Source organism: Bacillus sp. J14TS2, assembly GCF_018333015.1.
Taxonomy (GTDB): domain Bacteria; phylum Bacillota; class Bacilli; order Bacillales; family Bacillaceae_C; genus Lederbergia.
Genome location: NZ_BORE01000030.1, coordinates 1 through 23979, shown reverse-complemented (window position 1 = coordinate 23979; position 23979 = coordinate 1). Strand labels below are relative to the sequence as shown.

At 33.1% G+C, this 23979-nt stretch carries 19 protein-coding genes; all 19 read left to right on the top strand.

Annotation, left to right across the window (positions count from 1 at the left end):
- The first annotated feature begins 45 nt into the window (after positions 1–45).
- The 19 genes from KI375_RS26155 to KI375_RS26065 all read left to right on the top strand — a co-directional run bounded on the left by KI375_RS26155 (position 46) and on the right by KI375_RS26065 (position 23876).
- Positions 46–1878: an ABC transporter ATP-binding protein gene (locus KI375_RS26155; protein WP_212976304.1), complete on the top strand. Its 1833-nt coding sequence runs from the start codon at positions 46–48 to the stop codon at positions 1876–1878.
- On the top strand, positions 1875–3725 hold the full coding sequence (locus KI375_RS26150; protein WP_212976303.1) for an ABC transporter ATP-binding protein: 1851 nt from the start codon (positions 1875–1877) through the stop codon (positions 3723–3725). The genes KI375_RS26155 and KI375_RS26150 overlap by 4 nt, the downstream gene beginning before the upstream one ends.
- A 418-nt stretch (positions 3726–4143) precedes the next feature.
- A complete protein-coding gene (locus KI375_RS26145) occupies positions 4144–4773 on the top strand; it encodes a DnaD domain protein (RefSeq protein ID WP_244853096.1) in 630 nt (209 codons plus the stop codon).
- A 360-nt stretch (positions 4774–5133) separates the two neighbouring features.
- Positions 5134–5370: a hypothetical protein gene (locus tag KI375_RS26140; protein WP_212976301.1), complete on the top strand. Its 237-nt coding sequence runs from the start codon at positions 5134–5136 to the stop codon at positions 5368–5370.
- Positions 5336–5527, top strand: coding sequence for a Y-family DNA polymerase (locus KI375_RS28065; protein WP_212976300.1), 192 nt, complete (start codon positions 5336–5338; stop codon positions 5525–5527). The genes KI375_RS26140 and KI375_RS28065 overlap by 35 nt, the downstream gene beginning before the upstream one ends.
- Positions 5528–5581: 54 nt before the next feature.
- The gene (locus tag KI375_RS26130; RefSeq protein ID WP_212976299.1) at positions 5582–6436 is read left to right on the top strand and encodes a DinB/UmuC family translesion DNA polymerase; all 855 of its coding nucleotides are present in this window, start codon (positions 5582–5584) and stop codon (positions 6434–6436) included.
- Complete coding sequence (locus tag KI375_RS26125) at positions 6433–6741, top strand: hypothetical protein (RefSeq protein ID WP_212976298.1); 309 nt, start codon at positions 6433–6435, stop codon at positions 6739–6741. Before KI375_RS26130 ends, KI375_RS26125 begins: the two co-directional genes overlap by 4 nt.
- 1004 nt (positions 6742–7745) lie before the next feature.
- A complete protein-coding gene (locus KI375_RS26120) occupies positions 7746–9950 on the top strand; it encodes a PEP/pyruvate-binding domain-containing protein (RefSeq protein ID WP_212976297.1) in 2205 nt (734 codons plus the stop codon).
- Between the two features lie 48 nt (positions 9951–9998).
- Positions 9999–10922, top strand: a complete 924-nt coding sequence (locus tag KI375_RS26115; protein WP_212976296.1) for a hypothetical protein — start codon at positions 9999–10001, stop codon at positions 10920–10922.
- Positions 10923–10991: 69 nt separating this feature from the next.
- Complete coding sequence (locus KI375_RS26110) at positions 10992–12809, top strand: hypothetical protein (RefSeq protein WP_212976295.1); 1818 nt, start codon at positions 10992–10994, stop codon at positions 12807–12809.
- Between the two features lie 42 nt (positions 12810–12851).
- Positions 12852–13079: an HAD family hydrolase gene (locus KI375_RS26105; protein ID WP_212976294.1), complete on the top strand. Its 228-nt coding sequence runs from the start codon at positions 12852–12854 to the stop codon at positions 13077–13079.
- Positions 13080–13607, top strand: coding sequence for an HAD family hydrolase (locus KI375_RS26100; protein ID WP_212976293.1), 528 nt, complete (start codon positions 13080–13082; stop codon positions 13605–13607).
- Positions 13608–13740: 133 nt separating this feature from the next.
- The gene (locus tag KI375_RS26095) at positions 13741–14580 is read left to right on the top strand and encodes a phosphoribosylaminoimidazolesuccinocarboxamide synthase (RefSeq protein ID WP_212976292.1); all 840 of its coding nucleotides are present in this window, start codon (positions 13741–13743) and stop codon (positions 14578–14580) included.
- 138 nt (positions 14581–14718) lie between these two features.
- A complete protein-coding gene (tmk, locus tag KI375_RS26090; protein ID WP_212976291.1) occupies positions 14719–15327 on the top strand; it encodes a dTMP kinase in 609 nt (202 codons plus the stop codon).
- 370 nt (positions 15328–15697) lie between these two features.
- Complete coding sequence (locus KI375_RS26085) at positions 15698–16375, top strand: phosphoribosylaminoimidazolesuccinocarboxamide synthase (protein WP_212976290.1); 678 nt, start codon at positions 15698–15700, stop codon at positions 16373–16375.
- Positions 16376–17076: 701 nt separating this feature from the next.
- Positions 17077–18663 (top strand): nucleotidyltransferase family protein, encoded by a 1587-nt coding sequence (locus KI375_RS26080; RefSeq protein ID WP_212976289.1) that lies wholly within the window; start codon positions 17077–17079, stop codon positions 18661–18663.
- Positions 18650–20395 (top strand): ABC transporter ATP-binding protein, encoded by a 1746-nt coding sequence (locus tag KI375_RS26075; protein ID WP_212976288.1) that lies wholly within the window; start codon positions 18650–18652, stop codon positions 20393–20395. The genes KI375_RS26080 and KI375_RS26075 overlap by 14 nt, the downstream gene beginning before the upstream one ends.
- A complete protein-coding gene (locus KI375_RS26070) occupies positions 20395–22125 on the top strand; it encodes an ABC transporter ATP-binding protein (RefSeq protein ID WP_212976287.1) in 1731 nt (576 codons plus the stop codon). Before KI375_RS26075 ends, KI375_RS26070 begins: the two co-directional genes overlap by 1 nt.
- Before the next feature lie 1409 nt (positions 22126–23534).
- The gene (locus tag KI375_RS26065) at positions 23535–23876 is read left to right on the top strand and encodes a restriction endonuclease (protein WP_212976286.1); all 342 of its coding nucleotides are present in this window, start codon (positions 23535–23537) and stop codon (positions 23874–23876) included.
- The last annotated feature ends 103 nt before the right edge of the window (positions 23877–23979 follow it).

Below are 23979 nucleotides of genomic sequence, written 5' to 3'. Positions count from 1 at the left end.
ATACAAGTACCAATCTGGCCGTAATTTTGTAAAGGAGTATATAGAATGAACAATACGAATAATAAGATCTCACATGGATTTTTTAATAATATGAAATTTATGCTTTGGAAACAATGGAATTTCGAAAAGAAAGCGTTATTATTTCCGATTATTTATATTATTTTCGATTTGATTGTTTCTTTAATTGCAATATGGTTGCCAAAGGTTGTGCTGGATTCGATCAATCGCTCTGTTTCACCATCTGCTTTTATAGTTACTATTGGCACAATAACCATTGGACTCATGGTTTTAAAGTATTTTAGTCATTATTCAGAACAAGGGGTCTTGAAAAGTACTGTAAAAATATTAAACATGCACTTTTACATTGAAAAGGATTGGAAAATTCTTGATATGGACTATGCCCTCTCGTCATCACCAGCAGGCAAAATAAAAATTGAAAAGGGACATAACGCAACAAGTAGAAATATTTTGGTGAACATGGCCTCTTTTTATCCAAATAGTACGTATTTAGTAAAAAGTCTCTTTGGCTTGATTTCTTTCAGTGCTATTATCCTGCTCTTACATCCAATTGTAATCGTGATCTTGCTAATAAGTTATCTGGCAGATGCTTATATTTCTTTTCTTATCCAGAGAATGGAACATCGAATCAAAGATAAGCGAGCGACCATTGATAATAAAATTTACTATATGCTTCAAGAAATAAATAGTCTTGCTTTCGCCAAAGATATTCGTGTTTATCAGATGAAAAATTGGATTAATCGGACAGTTCATTCGTATATGGGCGAGAAGGAACATTTAGAAAATAAGGTACAAACAAAGCACTTGATGCAAGGATTATTTGAAGTGCTTCTGTTTTTGATTAGAAATGGTGGAGGATATATCTTCTTAATTTGGAAAATGCTCACGACTGATATGACAATCGGTGATTTTATTCTCTTCTTTGGTGCTATTACTGGATTTGCGCAATGGTTGGAGGAAATTGTTGAGCGCTTTAAAAATCTAACCAATGCGAATTTTTCGGTTGATGATTATCGTTATTTGCTCGACACAAAAGATAAATTCAATAGAGAGAACGGGGCAAGCTTACCTGCATATGACCAGCCAGTTGAACTTGTTCTTGAAAATGTCAGTTTTAGTTATGAGGGAAGCGATCAGGTCATTATCGATAAAATGAATCTAAAGATTCATGCAGGGGAAAAGCTTGCTATTGTTGGGGCGAACGGGGCAGGGAAGACAACCCTGATTAAACTTATTTGCGGCCTTTTGCAACCAGTAAGTGGTCGTATTCTTATGAATGGAACGGATATTACGGAGTATAACCGAGATGAATATTATTCGCTGATTACGGCTGTGTTTCAAAATGTGAGTTTGTTACCAATGAGCATTGCACAAAATATTACATTTTGCCAGGAATCAGAGTTTGATGAAGAGAAGTTGAGCAACGTAATTCGTCAGGCGGGATTAAGTGAAAAAATCGAGCAATTACCTAATGGCTATCATACCAACCTTCTTCCGAATATAACGGAAAATGGCGTTCATTTGTCTGGGGGCGAAGTACAAAAATTAATGCTGTCGCGAGCACTTTATAAAGACGCACCACTCATTATTCTAGATGAGCCAACCGCCGCTCTGGATCCGATTGCCGAAGACTTGATGTATCAAAAATATAATGAACTGACAAAAAACAAAACATCAATATTTATTTCACATCGGCTTTCATCCACACGTTTTTGTGACAGAATCATTTATATCGAAAATGGAAACATATGTGAAACAGGATCACACGATGAACTCATGGCACGTGGAGGGATATATAAAGAAATTTTTGATGTTCAAAGCTATTACTATAAAGAAAACAGTGGGGGAAGCTTAATATGACCATAAAAACCCATATCAAAAAGGTCGTTGATGAATTCCATGTCATGACCCGTGCCTGCCGTATCGTGAAGGAATTATCTCCGAAAAATTTGGAATTCAGTGTGATAAAATCTGTCCTGGAGGCGACGGTTCCCTTTATCGCTATTTACATATCCGCTCTTATTATCGATGAACTGGTTGGAGAGAAAAATCTTAATGTATTGCTTCTATATGTATTAATCTCTGTGGGCGGGACCGCTCTTTTTACTGTGATCAATTTACTTTTAACGAAAAAAATAAACGTGCTCAATACAATGTTTGTGCCAAACGTAAAAAACTATCTAAATAACAAAAGATATTCAATGGATTATGCGATGCAAGAAGATCCAAAATACACGGAATTGCATGCAAAAATCGTTGAAATTATGTTTATAACAGGCGGAGGCATGGCTGCAGTTATAAGATTAGTATGTGACATTGTAAAAAATCTTCTCTCTCTCATCATTGCTTTAGTGATATTATTTGTCTCTTCTCTAGATACGATGAATGCTGGTTTTAGCGGGACTTCTATTTTATTTCTCTTATTGACATTAGCGGTGATCGTAAGCAGTGTGGTCTTTTCTGCCATAAATTCAAAAAAAGTAAGTGAGAAAGAATATAACTTGGCACAAAACAGCTCAACAAATAAATATTTGGATTACTATCATTATCATTATATGGAAGATGATCAGGCGGGGAAAGACATCCACATATTTAATCAGAGAAAATTAATCATTGATGAAGTGATTTCAAAGGGGCGCTTACCATGGATGAACGTTTTAAATGGGAGATACAGCCTTTACCAAAAGTATTTTGGGATGAATGTACTCATTTCAACACTTGTTGGAGGATACGCTTATATCTATGTTGGTCTCCGGGCTCTTGCTGGGTATATTAGCTTAGGTGATGTAACAAAAAGTTATGCTTCTATCACAATCATTATATCTACTATCAATCAATTATTTGTTGCACTATCTCAAGTCAAAAGTAACAACAACTATTTAAGATCGTTTTTTGAATTTATTGATGCTCCTTCTAAACAACATACAGGGAAACAAATTCCAGAAAAAAACAATGAAAATTGGGTGGTGGCCTTTCACAATGTCAGCTTTCGGTATCCAAATAGTGAGGAATATGCCGTTAAGAATGTCTCGATGAAATTGTCTTCGAATCGTCGGATTGCAGTTGTCGGAATGAATGGTTCTGGGAAAACCACCATGATCAAGTTACTTTGTGGTTTGTATCAACCAGATGAAGGCTATATCACTTTAAATGGAAAAGATATTAGAGAGTATGATCATGAGGAATATTTAAAATTATTCTCTTTAGTTTTTCAAGATTTCAAACTACTTGCCTTACCAATCGGAGAAAATATTGCAACCTCTCGAGAGTATGATGAGGAAAAAGCTTGGCAATCGATAAAAGTTGCCGGGATTGATGTGTCTGTACGAAAGCTGCCATTAAAATTAAAACAACATATTTATAAATATGTTGATGGAGATGGTGTCGATCTTTCAGGCGGAGAGGAACAAAAATTGGCCATAGCTCGTGCGTATTATAAAGATTCTCCATTTATTATACTTGATGAACCGACGGCATCTTTGGATCCGGTTGCTGAGTTTGATATTTATACTCGATTTAATGAGTTAATTGATAAAAAGGCAGCGATCTACATTTCTCACAGACTTTCTTCATGTAAATTCTGTGACACGATTAATGTGTTTGATAACGGTAAAATCATTCAAACTGGAAGTCACGAAATGTTACTACAAGATATAGGCGGAAAATATTATCAATTATGGAATGCACAGGCCCAGTATTATAGATGAAAGTTAGTATGGAGGGCACTTATTATTTTGATTGCATTTTAGATAGGGATAATGTTTATGATTCCGTCAAATTTATTAACATTACAAGCAGGAACCTATCTAAGTATAGTTATTGCAGTTAGTGGTCTTTTTCTAGGACGCTTTATTAGCTCTACCATTAATCCTGGAAGCAAACAATCCAGCGATAATCACACTATTCTTTGCGGTTACGGATTTTTTTAGGTTATGAGATGTAAATATGAATGCGAATCAACAATATTTAAGACATAATTATTGCTGATTTACTAATTTCATTTATACTATATCAAAAAATAAAAAAAGCAACGGGATGGCGGTCACCTCCGCATCCAATTGCCAGAAAGGAAAAGCTTACTTCTGTTATAATATCTGATAAGAATAGTCTAATGAGGTGATTACCTTGTCGAAAGAAGAGCAATTTATAAAAAACTTAGAGGGAATAACACCGAAAGAATTACTAGAAGCGCTGTCAGAAGATGGGAGAGCCTGCGAACGGGAGTTGAAAATTATTTCTGATGTTATGAACTCCGAAGGACTGCCAACACCAGTAATGAATGTGTTGGTACATTATGTATTTTTAAAAGACAATATGAAGCTATCTAGGCCATATTTACAAAAGATTGCTTCCCATTGGTCAGATGCTAATTTGAAAACAGCAGAAGAAGCTATGACATTTGCTAAGAATAGGCATAAAAGTCGACAATCCTATGAAAAGACAATATCAACGCCCCAGCCACCAGCAACGGAATCAAAATCCTCTTCACCAATAGAAAAACCTTTTACGAACTATGAATATAAATATATGGAACAACTTTATGATAAATACAAGATGAATTTCGATGTTTCCAGGGAAATTATTTTATATGGAAGAAACGTTAATCAGGGCCTATTGCTGTATTGGTTTTTAAATGCAGTTTCTAGTTATGTATATAGACACAATGTAAACACTGTAGAGGATACTAAAAATTTATTAAAGGTATTTCATAAAGAACACGTTGAGACTTTTGGGTTAGAAAAGAAGACTTTATAGTATATCCTCACTAGAACTGACTTTTGTAAAAAGATGGACTGAAAAAAAGCGGATTTAATCATTAAAGATTGAGGGTATTGAAATGAAGTCAATATCCTAGGCGTGCACATTAACCCCATCCTTTCATTATCAAATCATACTCACATCGTTTTAATTTTTAATAAATATTGTTCATGCTATTAAATGAAACAGTCTGGAAATTAAACTTTTTTAATTTCGGGCTGTTTCTTATCTACAAATTATATTTTTATTTTCCAAAATTCACATAGTAGTCTAAGCTAAGTATATCTTGACTTAGGGAATGCAAGTTCTTATAATTGTGATAGAGAACGCGTATTCTTATTAGAGGTGAGTACGATGATGGATACGATCATGATGGATTATAGTGATGAACCACGCAGAGATATTTTGTGCATTGATGCTAAATCCCTTTTTGCTTCTGTTGAGGCGGTTGAAAGGAAACAAAACCCTTTAGAAGCAAGAATTGCAGTGGTTTCAAAACCTGATAATAATGGAGGATTAGTACTTGCCTCTTCACCGCTTGTAAAAAAAAGAATATGGCGTGAAGACTGGAACAAGGATTTACGAAATACCTAAAAAAGCGAATATTGAGATTGTGGAACCTAGAATGGCTCTGTATTTAGAAAGAAATTTAGATATTTTGCGTACTTTTAAACGGTATGTAGCTGAAGAAGATTTACTCGTTTATTCGATCGACGAGTCATTTCTTGATGTGACTAAATATCATTCCTAATTTGGCTCTACTTATGATATAGCTAGGAAAATACAAAATGATGTTTGAAATGACTTGGGATTAGTCTTAACAGTAGGTGTTGGAGATAACCCTCTCCTTGCTAAACTGGCACTTGATCATCAGGCAAACCATGACGAACGTCATGGTTTTATAGCGGAATGGAGATATGAAACCATTCCACAAACAGTTTGGAGAATATCACCATTATCCGAATTTTGGGGGATAGGAGAAAAAACAGAAGCCAGTCTAAATCGCATAGGCATTCATACAATTCGTGAGCTGACTCAATATGACCTTAGTAAGCTAAAAGCTCGATTTGGTGTGATTGGTGACCTACTTTTTTTTGCACACGGAATTGATAGAACTTTATTATCTGATACATATACACCAAAATCGACCAGTTTTAGTAGAAATCAAATATTGAACAGAGATTATAATGAAAAGCACAAAGTAGAGATTGTTATTCGAGAAATGACAGGCGAGAATGTAGCACAATTAAGGAAGCATCACCTAATGACTGGCGTAATAAAGCTGTCAATTGGATATTCTCGAGATGTTGTAAAAACCGGGTTTAATCGACAAATACGGATTGAACCAACGGATTCATCTAAAAAGTTAAAAAGTTATATGCTTTTTATATTTAATAAATATTATGAGTGTGCACCAGTTAGGGTTATTAATGTTACGTTTGGAAAATTACAACCTAAAAAACCGTTACAGCTAAGCCTCTTTGAACCAGTAGAAGTCACTATCGAAAATGAGGAACTGGATAAAGCAGTAGACTTTGTGAGGCGTAAATATGGGTACACGTCAATATTACAAACCTCAAGTCTACTTGATGGGGGAATGGCAAGGGGTCGTGCAAAGTTAGTTGGCGGTGATAGAGCCGGAGAGGATGAAAAGAAATGAGTCCATCTATTTTGAGAGTTACACCTGATCAACTTTGGTACAAAGATAGGGGCATTGTTAAATGGATTGGAATGATGTTGTCAGACCATTCGGAGGCGTTAAAAAGGGAAGAGATAAGTAATCAATCAATGGAAGTAGAAGCAAAGGAAGAAATGAGCGAAGAAGACATTTCTAAAGCACTGCACAAGGCTTTTGAAGCTAACACTCCTATTTTGTTACAAGCATACGTATTGAACAATGGTAATTACTATAAAGATTTAGAATGCAAAGTAGTTGGGTATTTCGAAAACCAGATATGTTTCTAATAAAAAAATAAGAAACAATATAAGAGCAGTAAGCATGTTGGCATAAAAAACGTGAAGAAGTCCTGTAAAATAAACTTTTTCAGATAATATTTAATGGTAATTTGTGCAAAATACATACTATCGCGATGAGGGGATAATATAAAAGGTGGGTTTCTAGGCAAATGAAAGCGAAGGAAATCTGATAAAAACACCTTAAATTCACTTGACATTCATATCTTTTATTGTAATGTTGAAAATTCCATTTGAAAATAATAAATGGTAATTGTAAAAAAAAAGGAAATTATAAAATTATTGGCTTCGTTATGGACAAAGGGGCCAATTATGGTGTAATCTCCGGGTTGTCGATTCTTTTGATTTACATCGACATAATAATGTAATAAACTATAATGTATCTATAGAGTTGGACACATAAATCAAAAAATTAATTATTATCGATAGGTTTTCTCGTTTTGTTGTAGGGTGGGCCTTAACTAATACCATGAAGACGGATTTTATCCGTTTCGTTAAGGGGGGCGATTAAAGCTCATGGAAAGCCGTAAATAATCAATAGTGATCAAGCTAGCCAATTTACATCAAGAGACTATATTTCCTGCATTAAAGGTTACGAATCTATTAAAATCAGTATGGACAGTGCAGGACGAGCGAAGGATAATGCTAAGACCAAATGTCTCTTTCGAAACCACAAGTGGGAAATGCTTTATCTACTATATCCTGAATCAGTGCGAGAATTGAAGCAAATGACCAAACAATATATGTAGTATTCCAACTGGAGAAGACCCCGTCAGACATTAGATTATAAGACACCGGCTAACAATCATTTCAGAGATGAACACCATAACCACGGCGAAGTTGCAAAAAAAAAATTTTGAAAGGGGATACATTGCAAGCTGCAATATAAATTAAATGGTTAAACTATTATAAAAGATATCAATTTTCGTAAAAATGAACATAGCCTTTAGAAGAACAAAATTAAGAATAAATTTTTTAATAAGAGGGGTTTATTTATGATAATAAGAGAACTTGAACTACAAGATGAAGGTAGTTGGGCTTTGATGATAGAAGAAAGCAATATAAAAGCATTACAGAAATATCGTGGTTCTATGGCAAACCTTGATATTAATTATTATCTATCAATAGGACATAATAGATATTACAAAGCTCATTTAGATAAAGAAAATATACGTTATAATAGGAAATGTATCGAAGAATTTTTATTAGATGACAATAAATACAATTATTGTGTTTTAGAAATACATAATATTTTAAAAAAAATGAAGAATGTAGATAAGTCATATGATAAATTGACATTAATTGATAAGTTTAATTTGTATTGTAATTTATTATGTGAATATATTGCGTACTATAATTCTGTTATAGCTGATACTTTTTATCATGATATTTATGAATTGGTCGATTCCAAAATTCCTAAAGAATTAAATTTTGCATCAAAACAAATCAAAGACTCTTTATTTGCTACAAATAATAATGAACTTTTGACTCATAGACAAGCAGTAGATATGTTGAGTATCTCCGAGAAATATTTAAACAATGAAGTAATAGACCAAGATATATCGGACTATGTTGAGAAATATAAATCAACAACTACATCATCTGGGAATCCCAATGGAATAACCGCAGAAGAAGTTAAAAACAACGTTCTACAGCAAACTGCAGACAGTGTAAGATTGGATAAAGCATTTTTAGATAACTTGCGTTTTAGATACAGCAATTCAGAAAGATGGAGCGAGATGACAGCTGATGTATTAAAACTTAGCACCAAAACAAGGTTGTTAATTAGGCGGACAAGCGAACTTTCGTATTTAAAAATTTTAATGAGGGAAGAATGGGAAAAGTTTAAGATAACTAATAGAAGCAATTTTTTAAATAACCTTATAAGAAGAATTGGAAAGAATCAATTTGACTATATGAGAATAGATGAAATACGTGATTTTATTTGTACTGAAAATAGAATTTCAGAATCTGAGATTTCAAAGAGAAAACAGCAGGTAGTATTTGAATTAAAAGAGAATGATATTAATTTTTCTTATGATATTCCTTTATACGTAAAGATTGAAAATGATTTTAAAAAGAATGAGTTGACTGGAGATGTCTTAATTGGCACTGGGTGTAAAAGATATAAAGTTAAGAAACTTGAACAAAATGAGACAGGTCTGAATGACTTTAATGAATTTATAGACACTGTTGGCTCCAAAGAAAATGTTGCTGTAATAACAAATGTACTTAGACCGTTTCTAGTACCAAAACTAAAAGGATTTGGTGTACTAATAACTCAGTATGGAGGCTATACTTCACATGCTTCTGTATTATGCCGTGAGCTAGGAATAAACGGAATTATTAGTGTGAATGGTTTAATGAATTCTTTGCAAACGAATGATTACATTGAAGTTGATTTTGAATGTGGAATAATAAAAAAAGTGGAAGATATTAATTATTTAAAATCAGAAGATCCTGAAACTTTTATTGATTTGAATGATGAAGTTGATTATCTTAAAACAGAAGTAGGTAATAAAGCGGCAAATTTAATTAAAATTAATCAAATTACAAAAATTGCAAAAGGGTTTGTGTTAACAGAATTTGCGTTAAAAAATATCAATGACATTAATATTCAAAAAAATATTATGCAAAAGATTCGATCTCTATCGTGTAAGCAAATTGTGATACGATCTTCACATGAGAACGAAGATAGTAACAATGCTTCTTTTGCCGGTTTATTTGAAAGTTATGTAAATGTAGATGCCAAAGATTCTGATAAAATATTTGAACTTATTAAGTTAGTTTATGATTCTGAAAATTCCGTTTCGATGGATCAATATGCCGATATTAAAAAAGGCGGCATGTCTGTAATAGTACAAGAAATGATTTCGGCGGATATTTCTGGTGTAATGTTAACATCTACACCGTATAATGGTTACGACTATATGCTAATTGAGTATACTTTTGGTGATTTATGCTATTTAATGCAAGGTGATATTACTCCTTTAATTTCGTACATTAAAAAAGTAGATATCATAAATAGTAAAGAGAATTATGCTGTTTATCCGTCAATTATTAACGATTCTCTATTTAAATTAATATATTCGTTATCAAAAACTGCTATTAACTTAGAATCTTTATTTTCTGGTCGAGTAGAAATTGAATGGGGAATAAAAGATGGAATTGTATATATATTTCAGGTTAGACCATATTAAAAGGTTAATTGCATAAAAATTTAGGACGTTTTATTTAGGGGGAAAGAAATGAAGATTAATGAGTTCAATAACGTGGTGTGGTGTGATTTAGGGATAATTATTCTAAAAATACATTCGCATTCAAAATGGGATGCAAAAATGGTATATACTTGTGAAACACGGGATCCAGCTAAACCAATCGTAAATGTTTATATTTGTCGTGAAAATGATAGTATATTTAATAATCCTAAAACATACCGTGAAAATGCTATGCGACAAGGCTTATATAGGGGGCATCATTTTGGTTTGCCTGCTAATCTGAAATATATTGATGAAAATAATATTGCCATTTCTCATCATGACCCTGGGAAAATTATATGGTGCTACGTGATAAAGTATGTGCTTACATTACATGCAATTAAAAAGGATATGCTTCATATTAAAGGTGGAGCCATTTCTTATAAAGGGAAATCATTTTTGTTTTTAGGACGCGGTGGTAGTGGGAAAACTGAAATTATAAACGCATTGTGCAAAAACGGGGCTTCCTTTATGGCAAATACACATTTACTTATCAATGATAACTTTGTTTATGGTATAAAATCTAACGTACGTGTTAGAGATAACGGTCAAGATATATATGTCCCGATGAATCATTTGCAAGAAAAAAATGTTTGTAATGAATGGATGCCTATCGGAGGGATTTTTTGGGTGAATTATAGAACAGATGGCAAAACTATAATCAAAAAAATTCCTACTAATTATGCTTTGTCTAACCTACAGTGGTTTACTGAATCAATTAGTAATTGGGAAATGAAAGAAGATTTTGTGGATTACTTTGGTTTAGACCCATTTAAGTTTGGTGAACAGATGAATAAAATAAGTAAGATGCTGAACAGTCTATGTTCAAATAATATTGTATATTACTTAAATGCAGATATATTTTCCGATGATGGCCTTTCAAAAACTATTTCATTTATGGAAAGTATAAGATAATATGCAAAAAATCACTTGCATATACGAAAAAATAGGAAATTACGATAATATACTGGGAGGTGGTTAGAAATGTATAATCGATTTTGTTTTGAAAATAAGATTTCCACTGAGATGTTTTATAAAAGTGAAACAGTAATTTTTGATTCATTTAACTTGCTAATGTATAATATTTTTGAAGATTCAATCGAATTCTACATGTTAGTTTCAATTTATTATGATGACCCTGATTTTTCGAAAATACGGAGAAATTCCCAGGATAATTTGAAGAATATTAACAAGGTATTTGATATATATGATGTTTATAAGGAAATGAGTAAGTATATCAATCTAAAGCCAAATGAGTCTGCTCTTAAAGAGATGGATTTACTAGAAAGGTTCATATATATTAACAATGAAGTTAGATATATCATTAATGAAACCATACCTGACAGCGTGAAGAAAGTTATAATTAACGATACAATATATCCCGATTCTTGGCTATTAAAGTTAATTAAAGAACTGGGAATAACTTCGAGTAATTTAGAAATATTGAATTTAAACACACAAAAAGTAAGCGCTTCAACCACTGTTAATAAGAAAAGCACCATTTATATTTGCAGGAAAGAAAACCGCGAGATTGGAACTGGTTTATTTGGCGAATCCTGCATATGTTATGACGATTCAAGTGAATTGATGTACACCATGCCAATAATGAACCAAAGTAATAATGGCATGTCACCATTGATAGGATCCGCTTATAACGGCATAATCAAGAGGAAGCAAAGACTTGAAGAAAATAATAATAACAACCTGGGTTACAACTACGGATATTATTATGGAGGCATGTACTGTATAGGTTATGCAAGTTGGATTTTTGATATATGTAAGTTTAGAAATATTGATAAAGTACTTTTTCTTGCACGTGATGGGTATTCACTTATCGAGGTTTTTAAATCTTTATACAAAGGTTTTCCTGTTGAATATGCTATGTGGTCCCGCAGCGTTGCAGCAAGATCATGTGCGCATTTATTCCCCTTTTACTTTATCAGTAATATTTTGTACTCCAGAAGAAAGAAAAATTTTGTTACTACAGTATACGATATGCTTAAGTATCTTGGAATTGAGGAAATAGAGGAATATAAATTACATAAATATTCGTTGAATTACAATATGAAAATAGGAACACAAACAGATAACATCAATAATTTTGACAGATTTATTAAATTCGCAATCGACAATATAGATGAAATTATTTCAGGTTTGTCAAATGAGCGGCAGGCAGCAAAATCTTATTTTAAAAATCTGATTGGGGAATATAGAAATATTGCTATAGTGGATACAGGGTACAGCGGATCGAACCTGATGGTGCTTAAACACGCAATTGAGAATGAATGGGTTCCTGGCTGTAAAGTGCTTCCATTAATGGCCGGTATAATGCCACGCTTTATGCAAGCTTGTCCTCCGCATCTAATGAATAATGATATTTCAACATATATGTTCTCGCCTAATAATAATACAAATTTGATGTATGATATTTCAAAATACAAATTTTCACCACTATTTTTTGAATTATTTTCTGCTTCTCCAGATCCTTCTATTGTCAAGCTAGATAAGGATAAAAATGGATCAATCATTTTTGAGCATGGTGAAGTCGAGTATAATAATTTAAGTGTTAATAAGTGGATACATGAAGGAATCCTTGATTTTACAAAAGATTATGAAGAGATGTTTGAGGGGCTAGAGTTCATGAGAAAAATTCCCGGAAGTGATGTTGGACAGATAGCAAAGAGTGCGCTTGATGATTCCGATTTATTAAAGGCTACATTTGCAAACTATCATAACTATATTAATCTAGGGATGCCAACATTAATTAAGAATAATTACTCAATAACAGATCATATACGCTGATTTTTGTAATGGTGTTGTAGATTTAAATTTTGGGGGGTATTAATGAACACAATTAAACTAATTGTTACCGACCTTGACGATACCTTGTTGAGGCGCGATAAATCTATTAGTGATTATACTGTTGATGTATTTCGTCGTATCCGCGAGAGTAATGTGCTTATTGCTTTTGCTACAGCACGTAGCTATGAAAGCTCACAAAGATTTCGAGATGTGTTAAATCCGGATGCTGATATTGTTACTGGAGGGTGTTTGGTATTTGCGGGTATGTAGTTGCTGCAAAGCAATTATTTACCTGAACCGCAAGGTTCAAAGTTACTTGTAGAGCTTGCGGCACACAAATCTATTAAAAGTGTGTCGGCACGATCAATAAATAAACGTTATGCAAATATCCAAGAAGAAGGACGAATCTGCGTTGATTTTCAGTACCCATTAGATGATAAACTCTTGCATTGTTCATGTCGTACGAACGATGATTTATTTATGAAATCAATATCTGCGCGATATCCAGAATTTTCGTTTATAAGACACAACGAAAGTGATTTGTATGATATCAACCCAAAGGATGCAACAAAGCTTGATGGCATAAAAATGATAGCAAAATATTTTAACATACTTTTATCTGAAGTAATTGCTTTTGGCGACAATTATAATGACATTAAAATGTTGCAAGGATGTGGAATAGGTGTGGCGATGAGTAATGCAATAGATGAATGTAAGTCTGCTTCAAAGTTTATTTGCAGTGATTGCGATAATGACGGTGTTGCACGGTGGCTTGAAGAAAATTTACTTTTAATGTGATTATTTGCTTCTTGTTTATATCAGATTGTAAAAACCGGATATAAACAAGAAAAGTCTTTAAGCAACCCATAGAGATGAGTATAAAAAAAATGAAATATAATAAGAGTAAAATAGCGAAAGGAAGGATGCATTTATGAAACCTATACACATAGGAAATGTACATGAAATTTATGATATTTCGTCTGAACATTTTGTTATTGTAAAAACAGATAGAATATCTGCATGTGGTAGCCTGCTACCCATTCAAATTAAAAATAAAGGTAAAATATTAAACACTATATCTAATTTTTGGTTTAATAAAACAAAAAATATTGTTATTAATCATCTAGTCGATGACAAGATTGAAAATATGCCGGATTTTTTTCAAAATGAATCATTTAAAGACAGGTCAATAATCGTTGAAAAGTTGGATATTCTACCTTTTGAATTTATTGTACGTGGATATATGTTTGGCAGAATGTGGAAAGCCTATAAAAAAGGAGATGGACTTTGTGGTAATATTTTATCAGGTGATTATAAATTAGCACAAAAGCTTAAAGTTCCGATTATTACTCCCACTACAAAATGTGGTGGGCATGATGAAAATGTTGATATTAAATTCGTTGAATCTCATATAGGTATTGAGTTGACAAAACAAATCATTGAAGTTTGTTTAAATTTATATGAGGAGTGTAGTAAATATGCCTTGTCAAAAGGACTGATTATAGCGGACACGAAGTTAGAGTTTGGACTAAATAGACAAAAACAATTAGTTTTAGCTGATGAAATATTTACTCCAGATTCAAGTAGATTTTGGGACATTTCTGATTACGAAATTGGAATTTCTCCAAAATCATATGATAAACAATTGATACGTGATTGGCTTTTAAATAATAAAATAAATGATAAATTCCAATTTGATAAAATTCCAAAAAACATTGTAATTCAGACAGAACAAATCTATAATGAATGTCTTATTAAGCTTGTAAATTGATTATGGTATACATTTGCAATCTAATCTGCATTGTGTATCTAATTCTGTTAGTTTTTTCTGCCAGATATAGTGGGATACACATTCGATATAGTTGTTCATTAGGATTTGTAAAAAGAATATATAAGGTGGTTATATATAATGAAGAAACCTATATGGATAGTTTTCGAAGGGATTGACGGTAGTGGTAAAACGACACAGGCCAAAATGTTGAAAGATTACTTAAATAAAAATGGAGTAAAAACCTTGTATAAACATATTTTTGATAGTCAGGCTGGAAAATTATTAAGAGATATTTTTATAAATAATACTTTAGGTAATAAAACTGAAATTTTAATTTTATGCGCAACAAGGCAAGCATTCTTTGAAGAAATTGTATTAGATGAAAATAAATATGATGTTATACTAGTTGACAGATTGTTCCTATCGATTCTTGCGATGCAGGGGATTAATGATAAGGATATAGAGTTAATTAATTACATACGAGGAAATATCTGCGAAGAAAGAACGCCAAACTTTGTATTTTATATGAACACTTTACCTGACGAATGTAAAAGAAGATTATCAAATCAGGGTACTCAAGATCGTATTGAAAAAAAGAGTCTTAAATTTCATGAACTCGTATATAAAAGATACTCAGACTTGCTGAATAATGAAAAAAATGTTTATATATTTAATGGTAATAATGATATTTCGAGTATACATCAAAATATTGTTGAAAAGGCATTAATGGTGTTGGATCTAGACTAATAATAGTAGCAATGAAAACGGTTTAGAAGTAGTAATGTAACCGTTGGGTTGAAAATGCGTTAGATGGGTGTTTAGTATTGTGATAACAATTATAATAGTGTTATTGTAAAATCGCTAAAAAAAGTATACGATTAAGAAAATAAATCATGTTTAGCTATTAAAAAGTTAATAGATAATTTCATTTTTTTACCATTGTGCCTATAGAATTTACGTATAAATCTGTTAATAGGAAACGAATCTTCAAACAAATAAGTCAAGATTGGAAATAAGAAATCAGACTGAATGTAGTTTAGAATATGAACTAAATTTTTGTAGCACATGCAAATGTGTCAAGTAGCTCTAATTACATTATATAGAGGAGGATAATTAAATGAAATTGTTAGTAAAAGGAAAAACTAAAGATGTTTACACTTTGGAAAATGGTAACATACTGCTACAATTCAAAGATAACGCAACTGTTGACGAGGACGGGCAGCTCGACCCAGGCGGAAACAAGGTCGGTGCAATTATTGATGGGTTAGGTCTGGCATCTTTGAATATAACAAAATATTATTTTGAAAAAATAAAGTCCGCTGGTATTTTAACGCATTATATCGATAGTGATTTGGGTGCAGCAACTATGACGGTTAGTCCAGCTACCTTTTTCGGTAAAGGATTAGAAATAATCTGTAGGCTCAAGGCCACAGGTAGCTTCATACGTCGATATGGTGATTATTGTGCAGAAGGAAAGGACTTAGATTTCTTAATTGAAGCTAGTCTTAAAGATGACGCGGGCGGAGACCCTATGGTTACTTCAGATACTCTTGATATGTTAGGTATTATGAGTAAATCTGAATACGAAGATGTGCGAACCCTTACCAAACAGATAACTACCTTAATCCGTGAAGATTTGATTGCCAAAGGATTGACCCTCTATGATATAAAATTAGAATTTGGTAGAATCAATGGTAAAGTGGCGCTGATAGATGAAATTTCATCAGGTTGTATGCGTGTCTACAAAGATGATAAATGGTTGCATACAGTAGAATTAGATAAATACTTTTCGTAATACTCTTTAGCTATAGCAATAGTCTTATGATAAATCTGTCATAAGACAAAAATAGCCAAAAACCTAGTAAACATAAGGGTTTTCGGCTATTTTCCGCATTCAATAAAATGTACCCTATAGAATGGATAGCAGGAAAACTACCCACAACCAGCCTTTTTTTGATTTTTGCTTATTCGTAAACTTAAAATTATTTGATTCGACCTCATCCTAACGGAAAAATGATGCAATATATGCGTGAGGAAGAAATTTGATGTGTAATATCTTACTCAACAAATAAGAGTTGTAAAAAAAGGGAAAGTATTCTATTCTAAAAGTACGCTACTTAAGGCGAATACTTATCAGACTATAACTCTAGTTCTTCTATGATTATCTACCTCTATGTCAAATTACCTTACAACATTTCAAAAATTACAGACATCTAGGATTTGTTTTCGAATAGACCCCGGGAAGGGGAGAAGATGTTGGAAGCAAATCTTATAAATAAGCACAACAATTAATGAGATTTTTAATGGAATCAATATGTATAAGTTTCTGCTTTCTTTAGTCATACTAAAGCATTTTGTATACTATGAACGAATGTTTCGGATGTTTAAAAAGAGACCTAAATTAGGGAGAAGCTCTAAGCTGTTACTGTCATTATCTCTTAACGCTTCGTTATTCCATGAACCTTGCGTAAATATCTTAAAGAAAGAGGTACCTATATGAGTCATTTGGAAAATATAAGTAATTGTTTTTATAGTTTTTGTAAAAAAAATGAAATTGATTTATTGGAAAGTGTAAAAAAGAATAAGCGGCTTTTAAACTTTTATAATTATTTTGATGTAGACGAAGAAATACACAGCATGTATAAAAGTTATTTGAATAAAAATCTTAATGTAAATCCACTTTTGCTTGATGAACTTAAAAATATTCAAAGTATTTTTTACTCAGCTGGTGTTAGAATGATCCTATTAAAAGGTTTTATTTTGGCCGATGAACTTTTTCAGGATATTTATAGTAGACATAGCCATGATATCGATTTATACATTCATCCAGATGATATGAAACTTGCCTGTAAATTACTTGGTGATATAGGATACTTATTAGAACTTGAAGGAGTAAAAGTAACTGAATCTTCTGTAGACCGTGATCCATTTCTTGCTTATGGTAATCATCATATGGAGCCATTAGTTAAGGAATTTTCTAATGGCCAGAGAATTTGTATAGAACTCCATAGGTGCCCATACCATAAGGTTCGGTTTGATTTTGGAGAGAGTGACTATTCCACTATAAATCCTGATGAATTATTTGCTAGGGCTGAAATTCATACCTTAAATGATTTAGAGATAATGAAATTAGATGTTAACGATTTTTTAATTAATTTACTTCAGCACTTTACTACACATTATTTCAATGATTTTAGAGAGTACATTTGGTATAAAAAAGGAAATCCTGCGATTAATATTGGGTTGTTACATGAACTTACCCTTTATATTCTAATTAAGCAAGATGTGATAGATTATAATAAAGTATATAGGAGAGCATTTGATTGGGGAATTTTGGATGATGTTAATTTTGCACTTCATTGTGTTGAAGATGTATTTAATGAAATCGTATACATACCAATAGAATATAGTTTTGAAAATGTTATTTCGGAGAATGCGGATTTTGCTAGAAGAATGATGAAAGATTTCGCTTCCATTAACACTAATAAATTGGTTCATGGTGAGATAGATCAGGAATTTCTGGACTTATTAAAAAGTAATTCAGAACACACAGTTGCACTTAATGTTCCTCACGTTCCAGGAAGCCTTTCCGTAGAGTATAACATTATCAACTATTTACGGGGAGAGGATTTTCTAACTTATCCATGCACTTTAGAGATATCATGGGACGAAGAGTATTTGTTAATCCGCTTGCTCAAATTAGATTTAGAACGAATTGTTAATACAAAAAAGAGACATGGATTTCTTGAGCAAGAAGGCTTTTGTATTTTGTTTTTCTTCCAAGAACCAAATGATCATTTTTTAGAATCTATATATGTGAATGTTGAAAATGACAAGGTGCAAGTAATAGATTATCAAAAATCAAGTTGTCTCGGCGAAAACGTATTTATCCCTGAATTATGTGTTGCAAAGATAATCAAAGAAAAAAGTAATGATAAATTAGATATTCAATTGAATTGGAAATTCTTAAATATTGTTCCGAAAAAGGGAATAAAGCTCAGTTTTCGTATTTTTGAGGCAAATGCCTTTGCAACTTATGAATTTATGACAATGGACAGAGGCGATGTCATTGAACTTTCTTAATAATAAGACAAACTATATTTTTTATCTTATGAAAGATGTATTCAAGAGTTGGATATGGTATTTTACAAGTATTTTTGCCACAATCGTGTATTTACTTATGGATTTCTATATGAGAAAAATGATTGGAAAAGTTGCAGATGATATTATTTATCAAAATGCAACTTTCATGATCTCATTTGTACTATTGCTGAGTGCTAGCTTTTTAGCTTCGCCGTTTCACGGGTTATCAACATATACGAAAGGGCGGATGTCTGAAGAAGTTCTTATAAGATTACGTTTAGCTATCGGTAAAAAGACGACAAAGTTAAGTATGTCCTACTTGGAATCTCAAGATAGTGGAAAAATCATTTCTCATCTAGGATCAGAATTGGACACACTAACTGGTTTTACCTACTATGGTCTTTCGATGATAACGACTTTGTTTGTCCAACTTATTGGGGTAACAGGATTTATGTTGTCTGTAGATAGTGAAATTACAATTGTGTTTATAGCCATATCTTTATTTGTTCTCCCATTTAGTATTCTATTAACCAAAAAAGTACGTACCAATGAAAGAGTTTATAGAAACCAATTGGCAAAATCTCAACAGAAAGCAAAAGAAGGTTTTCATTTTATTACCTTGGTAAAATCATTTCGACTAGAGAATAAGACTATACATAATTATGAACAAGCGATACAAAAAACAACGGATGCTTCGATTAAAAATGAAAAGATACTGGCATATGTAGCTGCGGCAGGCAAAGCAATTGGATTTTTGCCTCTTATTGTTATGATTGCTCTAGGAGTTTGGAGGATTTCTAAAGGCACCTTGACAGAAGGTGAATTGCTTTCTCTTGTAGCAATAGGCAGCGGTTTCTTTTCTTGGCTTCAGGGCGCTCCAGATATAGTAGCTTATTTAAGGAAGGCACAGGTGGCTTGTGAACGTATATATAGTTTTTTAGAATTGCCTGAAGAAGAAAACGGTGATGAAATAGAACGAAATAAAAAAGATTCTCTCATTGTGAAAATGAATGATGTGCATTTCGGTTACTCTGGAGAGAGAAATATATTAAATGGTGTTTCATTGGAAATATATGAAGGTGAGACAGTTGCATTGGTCGGAGCAAGCGGGTCTGGAAAATCTACGTTGCTGAAACTAATATGTGGTTTTGTTAGTCCTGATAGAGGGAGTATTAAAGTAATGGGAAATGCATTGGAAAACTGGAATAAAGAAGCGATGCGGCGTAATATAGCATTTGTAAATCAGGAAACCCAAATATTTCCGGGAACTTTGCGAGATAACCTATTAACAAGCCAAATGAATATAAAGGATGAAAAGTTAGAAGAGTTATGTAAGCAAGCAGGATTGGAGACTTTATTAGGAGAGAATGGATTAGATAGGAATGTGAGGGAAGATGGGATTCATCTGTCCGGGGGAGAAAAGCAGAGAATTACCATTTTGCGGGCATTGCTCAAGGATTCTGACTTGATTCTTTTGGATGAACCTACTTCCGCATTGGATGCTGTTTCAGAAGAATCGATTCAAGCATGTCTTCGTATGTTGACTCAGGGAAAAACAACACTAACGATTGCTCATCGCTTGGCTACTATCAAAAATGCTGACAAAATTTATGTTCTTCATCAAGGGAACATTGTACAATGCGGCACCCATGATGAATTAGTTAAACAAGGTGGTCAATATAAAAAAATGCTTAAACTCCAAGAACTAAAGGAGGGGGCGAAAATAATATAATGAATTCAATGAAAGCGTTGAAAAAATTATTTAGCTACATTTTACCTTGGAAAAGGAGCTATTTTAGCGGTTCTATTGTTGTGGCCGTTTCCAACTACTGCGAAAATATGATTATGGCCTTGCTACTTGGTCGTGTGTTAGGTGCTGTAACGACTGGCACTTTTCAAAAAGCTATATCTGACATCATATTATACGCAGTTTTATATTTACTGATACTGCTATTTGTTGCTGTCGGAAACGGAATTAGCAATAGAGACGCTATGTTTGCCACACAAAACATTCGGTTAAAAGCGTTTACCCGTATTATAAATTCCAAACTAAGTCATATATTGAACAAACATTTAGGAGATACACTTACAAGATTGGACAGTGATGTCAATGCCTCCTCGGATGTTTTCAAGAATACAATTAAGACTGGCTTATCGCTAGTTTTTACCCTTGTAGCTTCAATAATAACTGTCTTTTTTGTCAGTTGGATTAGTGGTGTTTCTCTAATTTTGTTTGGTTTGGTTATGTTATGGATCAATATCAAATTTATCGCTCCGGCTAGGGTGAGATATAAAATCGCTAGAGAACATGTGGCTAAATCAGTTATGAATATGTCAGATTTGCTTTCCAATGCCAAGTTATTACGCTTTTATGACGAAAAGTCTATTTTGCTGGATCGATATGAAACAGATTGCAAAACTTTACAAGAAAAGAAAATGTCTGCAATCAAACTAACGACATTGCAAAATACGTTAGGTCAAGTTCAAGCGAGCTTTGTCGTTCTTTTTAGTATAGGAATAGGTTTTCTTCTATGGAAGAATAATATTATATCGATTGAGCAGATTCCTATACTACAAAACATGGGGAGTATGTTGGTTACTCCACTCTCTAGCATAGGGTTCATGGTCGCTAATATGCAGAATAGCTTGACGGGGGGAGTTCGTGTGCTGGAGCTTGTGGACATGCCTCAAGAGGAACTGAAACAAGAAAGGACTCATTCAGTATTGAGTACGGATCATGCTGTAAGCTGTAACCAGCTTACATTTGGATATCATGATAAGACGGTATTAGACAAGTTATCTTTTACCTTGCCAAGAGGAAAAATGCTTGCTGTTGTTGGGGAGAGTGGGAGTGGCAAAAGCACACTATTAAAGCTTCTGATGGGATTGTATGAATACAATGGAAGTTTAACCGTGTTAGGAAAAGAGGTTTCCTCCATCTCCCCAGTTGAGGTAAGGAATATGACTGCGTATGTTCCGCAGGATTGTCCATTGTTTGAAGGAACCATTTTTGAAAATATCTCATTAGGACGCAGAGAGGCTTCTGAGGAAGAAGTATACAAGGCGGCTTCAAAAGCCGGAGTTATCGAGTTTGTTGCCGATTTTCGTGAGGGTTTTAGTACACAAGTTGGAGAATCAGGTGTGAAACTGTCGGGAGGCCAGCGCCAAAAAATATCCATTGCACGGGCGCTTTTGAAGGACGCACCGATTATGCTGTTTGATGAGATCACTTCTTCCATTGATTCTATTTCTGAGCAATATATACAAAAAACAATCGAAAGTTTAAAGGAAGAGAAAACGATTGTCGTTGTAGCCCATAGGCTTTCTACTATTAGAGAGGCCGATTGTATTATGGTGATGGATAAAGGGAAATTGGTTGAGATTGGCACCCATGAAGAACTTAATTATAAGAGGGGTTATTATGCAAGGTTGCAAAAGTTGCAAGAGTTGGTGGTTGATTGATGTTTTTTTAACAAGCGAATATTTAGTGAAATTTGCTTTTGAAAAAGTATTCTGATTTTAAGATCGGAAGTTGAGTAGGTTGCCTATTGGGTATAGACAATGCGATTTTGGAATCGATCCAAGATCAGAAGAAAAGGCTAATCATAAGGATTACGAAACGGAAGAGTATGTGCCAAATACTACTTCCTGTATGCAGTGGGGATATATATGATATAGCGAATTCGTTTTTGTAGGATATCCTGAGTGGTGTCACAGTGGTTAAAACTTTTGGTTCAGAAGAATGGAATGATTAAGAGTTTTAAACAATGCAACAGCCAGTCTACAAAAACATTGATTCATAGAAGAATCATATTATGAATTTTGTCGCCCAATTCTAGCTATTGATCAGAACTGAAGATGCCTCGTATTACTGCTTGGCGGAAATTTGATTTACAATTGTAGTTGGGTTGAATATCAGGACACATACATGGTTGATATATACCAAAATGGTTACGAACGAGCTCATATTAATCGTATACTAGCGAATTAGCAGTAGACGGAGCTATCGGAATTGCAAAAAATATATGAGACGAATCACTGATACTTGATGAATAGCTAATGATAGATCTATCAACTGATGAAGCCGCAAAATTGCTGAAATTAACGAGGAGCTTCATAAATCGTCTACTATTTTATATTCACAAATCACCTCAAGTGGGTGTCATTTAAAATTAGGGAAATGAAACGATCGCAGAGGCTATTTTCATCGTATTATTCATGACTCCTACCACAAATCAAGATAGAAGGAAACGTTTCTATACGAGAGCTCTATGAATTAGGAGGAGTTAAATGGTTCCAATAGAAGTGGAAATTCGTATAGCTAGTTTTTTTCACATGTATGTACCCGGTGAGGTGATGGAAAAATTGATGAAAGGCTATTACCCACCCGGCATATGAGTCGAGGAAGAGGATTTAGATAATGATGAACTCGTTCGTTGAAAAACTGAGATTATACACTCATCATAAGGTAATCGAGAGTATTAATAGATATTATAACTATGTGAATAAAGATATTAAAAAAATAAGAGAATAAAAAAAGTGAAGTATATGAAGTTAACCCGTATTCGATAGTTAGGACTGTAAAGGTGACAAACTCTACTAAATTATTGGATGAAAAGATAAACTCTGAGGAGAGTCAATATTCAGTATTTGTTAAAGATGTTAATATTGATTATAGCAACGTCAATACAAACCTAAGTAATTAATTTGAGAGATAGATTTTCTATATTTGTGGTAGATACACAATTAAAAAATAGATATAGGTTCATTAGAAATACAGTAATTGTTTAAAATAAAACATAAAAAGACAACATGTTGGTTGGCAGCCAATATTTTAAAGGAAATACAATTCTAATTAGGGGCTGTAAAATATGTTCGGAACTAAAGGAGATAGACTAGAATCCTTGATTCAATATGTTTATCAAGTACTGTCAGACCATTCTGATAAAGAAATTGAAGTGAAAAATAAAGAAGAGATAGTCGGAAAATCAGGAGTGTCACATAATATAGATGTATATTACCAATTTGATTTGAATGGTATTACTCATAAAGTAATTTTTGAATGCAAAAACTGGGATAATAAAGTCCCAAAAGAAAAAGTGTTAGCATTTAAAGGAATTTTGGAAGATATACCTAATTCTGTTGGGGTAATGGTTTCAGCAAAAGGTTTTCAAAGTGGTGCTAAACAATTGTTTTTGTCAATATTAAATTGAGCCAGAGCGATCACTTCAAAAGTGAGCCACTTTTTGTAGAATATCCTCTGTAAGTAGGAGGGATTAGGTGTTTGGGGTTCTTGCCCCTCCGGGGCAAGAACCC

Coding starts and splice junctions, on each gene's coding strand:
- KI375_RS26155 (WP_212976304.1), top strand. CDS start 46: ATGAACAATACGAATAATAAGATCTCACATGGATTTTTTAATAATATG.
- KI375_RS26150 (WP_212976303.1), top strand. CDS start 1,875: ATGACCATAAAAACCCATATCAAAAAGGTCGTTGATGAATTCCATGTC.
- KI375_RS26140 (WP_212976301.1), top strand. CDS start 5,134: ATGGATACGATCATGATGGATTATAGTGATGAACCACGCAGAGATATT.
- KI375_RS26125 (WP_212976298.1), top strand. CDS start 6,433: ATGAGTCCATCTATTTTGAGAGTTACACCTGATCAACTTTGGTACAAA.
- KI375_RS26120 (WP_212976297.1), top strand. CDS start 7,746: ATGATAATAAGAGAACTTGAACTACAAGATGAAGGTAGTTGGGCTTTG.
- KI375_RS26115 (WP_212976296.1), top strand. CDS start 9,999: ATGAAGATTAATGAGTTCAATAACGTGGTGTGGTGTGATTTAGGGATA.
- KI375_RS26110 (WP_212976295.1), top strand. CDS start 10,992: ATGTATAATCGATTTTGTTTTGAAAATAAGATTTCCACTGAGATGTTT.
- KI375_RS26105 (WP_212976294.1), top strand. CDS start 12,852: ATGAACACAATTAAACTAATTGTTACCGACCTTGACGATACCTTGTTG.
- KI375_RS26095 (WP_212976292.1), top strand. CDS start 13,741: ATGAAACCTATACACATAGGAAATGTACATGAAATTTATGATATTTCG.
- tmk (WP_212976291.1), top strand. CDS start 14,719: ATGAAGAAACCTATATGGATAGTTTTCGAAGGGATTGACGGTAGTGGT.
- KI375_RS26085 (WP_212976290.1), top strand. CDS start 15,698: ATGAAATTGTTAGTAAAAGGAAAAACTAAAGATGTTTACACTTTGGAA.
- KI375_RS26080 (WP_212976289.1), top strand. CDS start 17,077: ATGAGTCATTTGGAAAATATAAGTAATTGTTTTTATAGTTTTTGTAAA.
- KI375_RS26070 (WP_212976287.1), top strand. CDS start 20,395: ATGAATTCAATGAAAGCGTTGAAAAAATTATTTAGCTACATTTTACCT.
- KI375_RS26065 (WP_212976286.1), top strand. CDS start 23,535: ATGTTCGGAACTAAAGGAGATAGACTAGAATCCTTGATTCAATATGTT.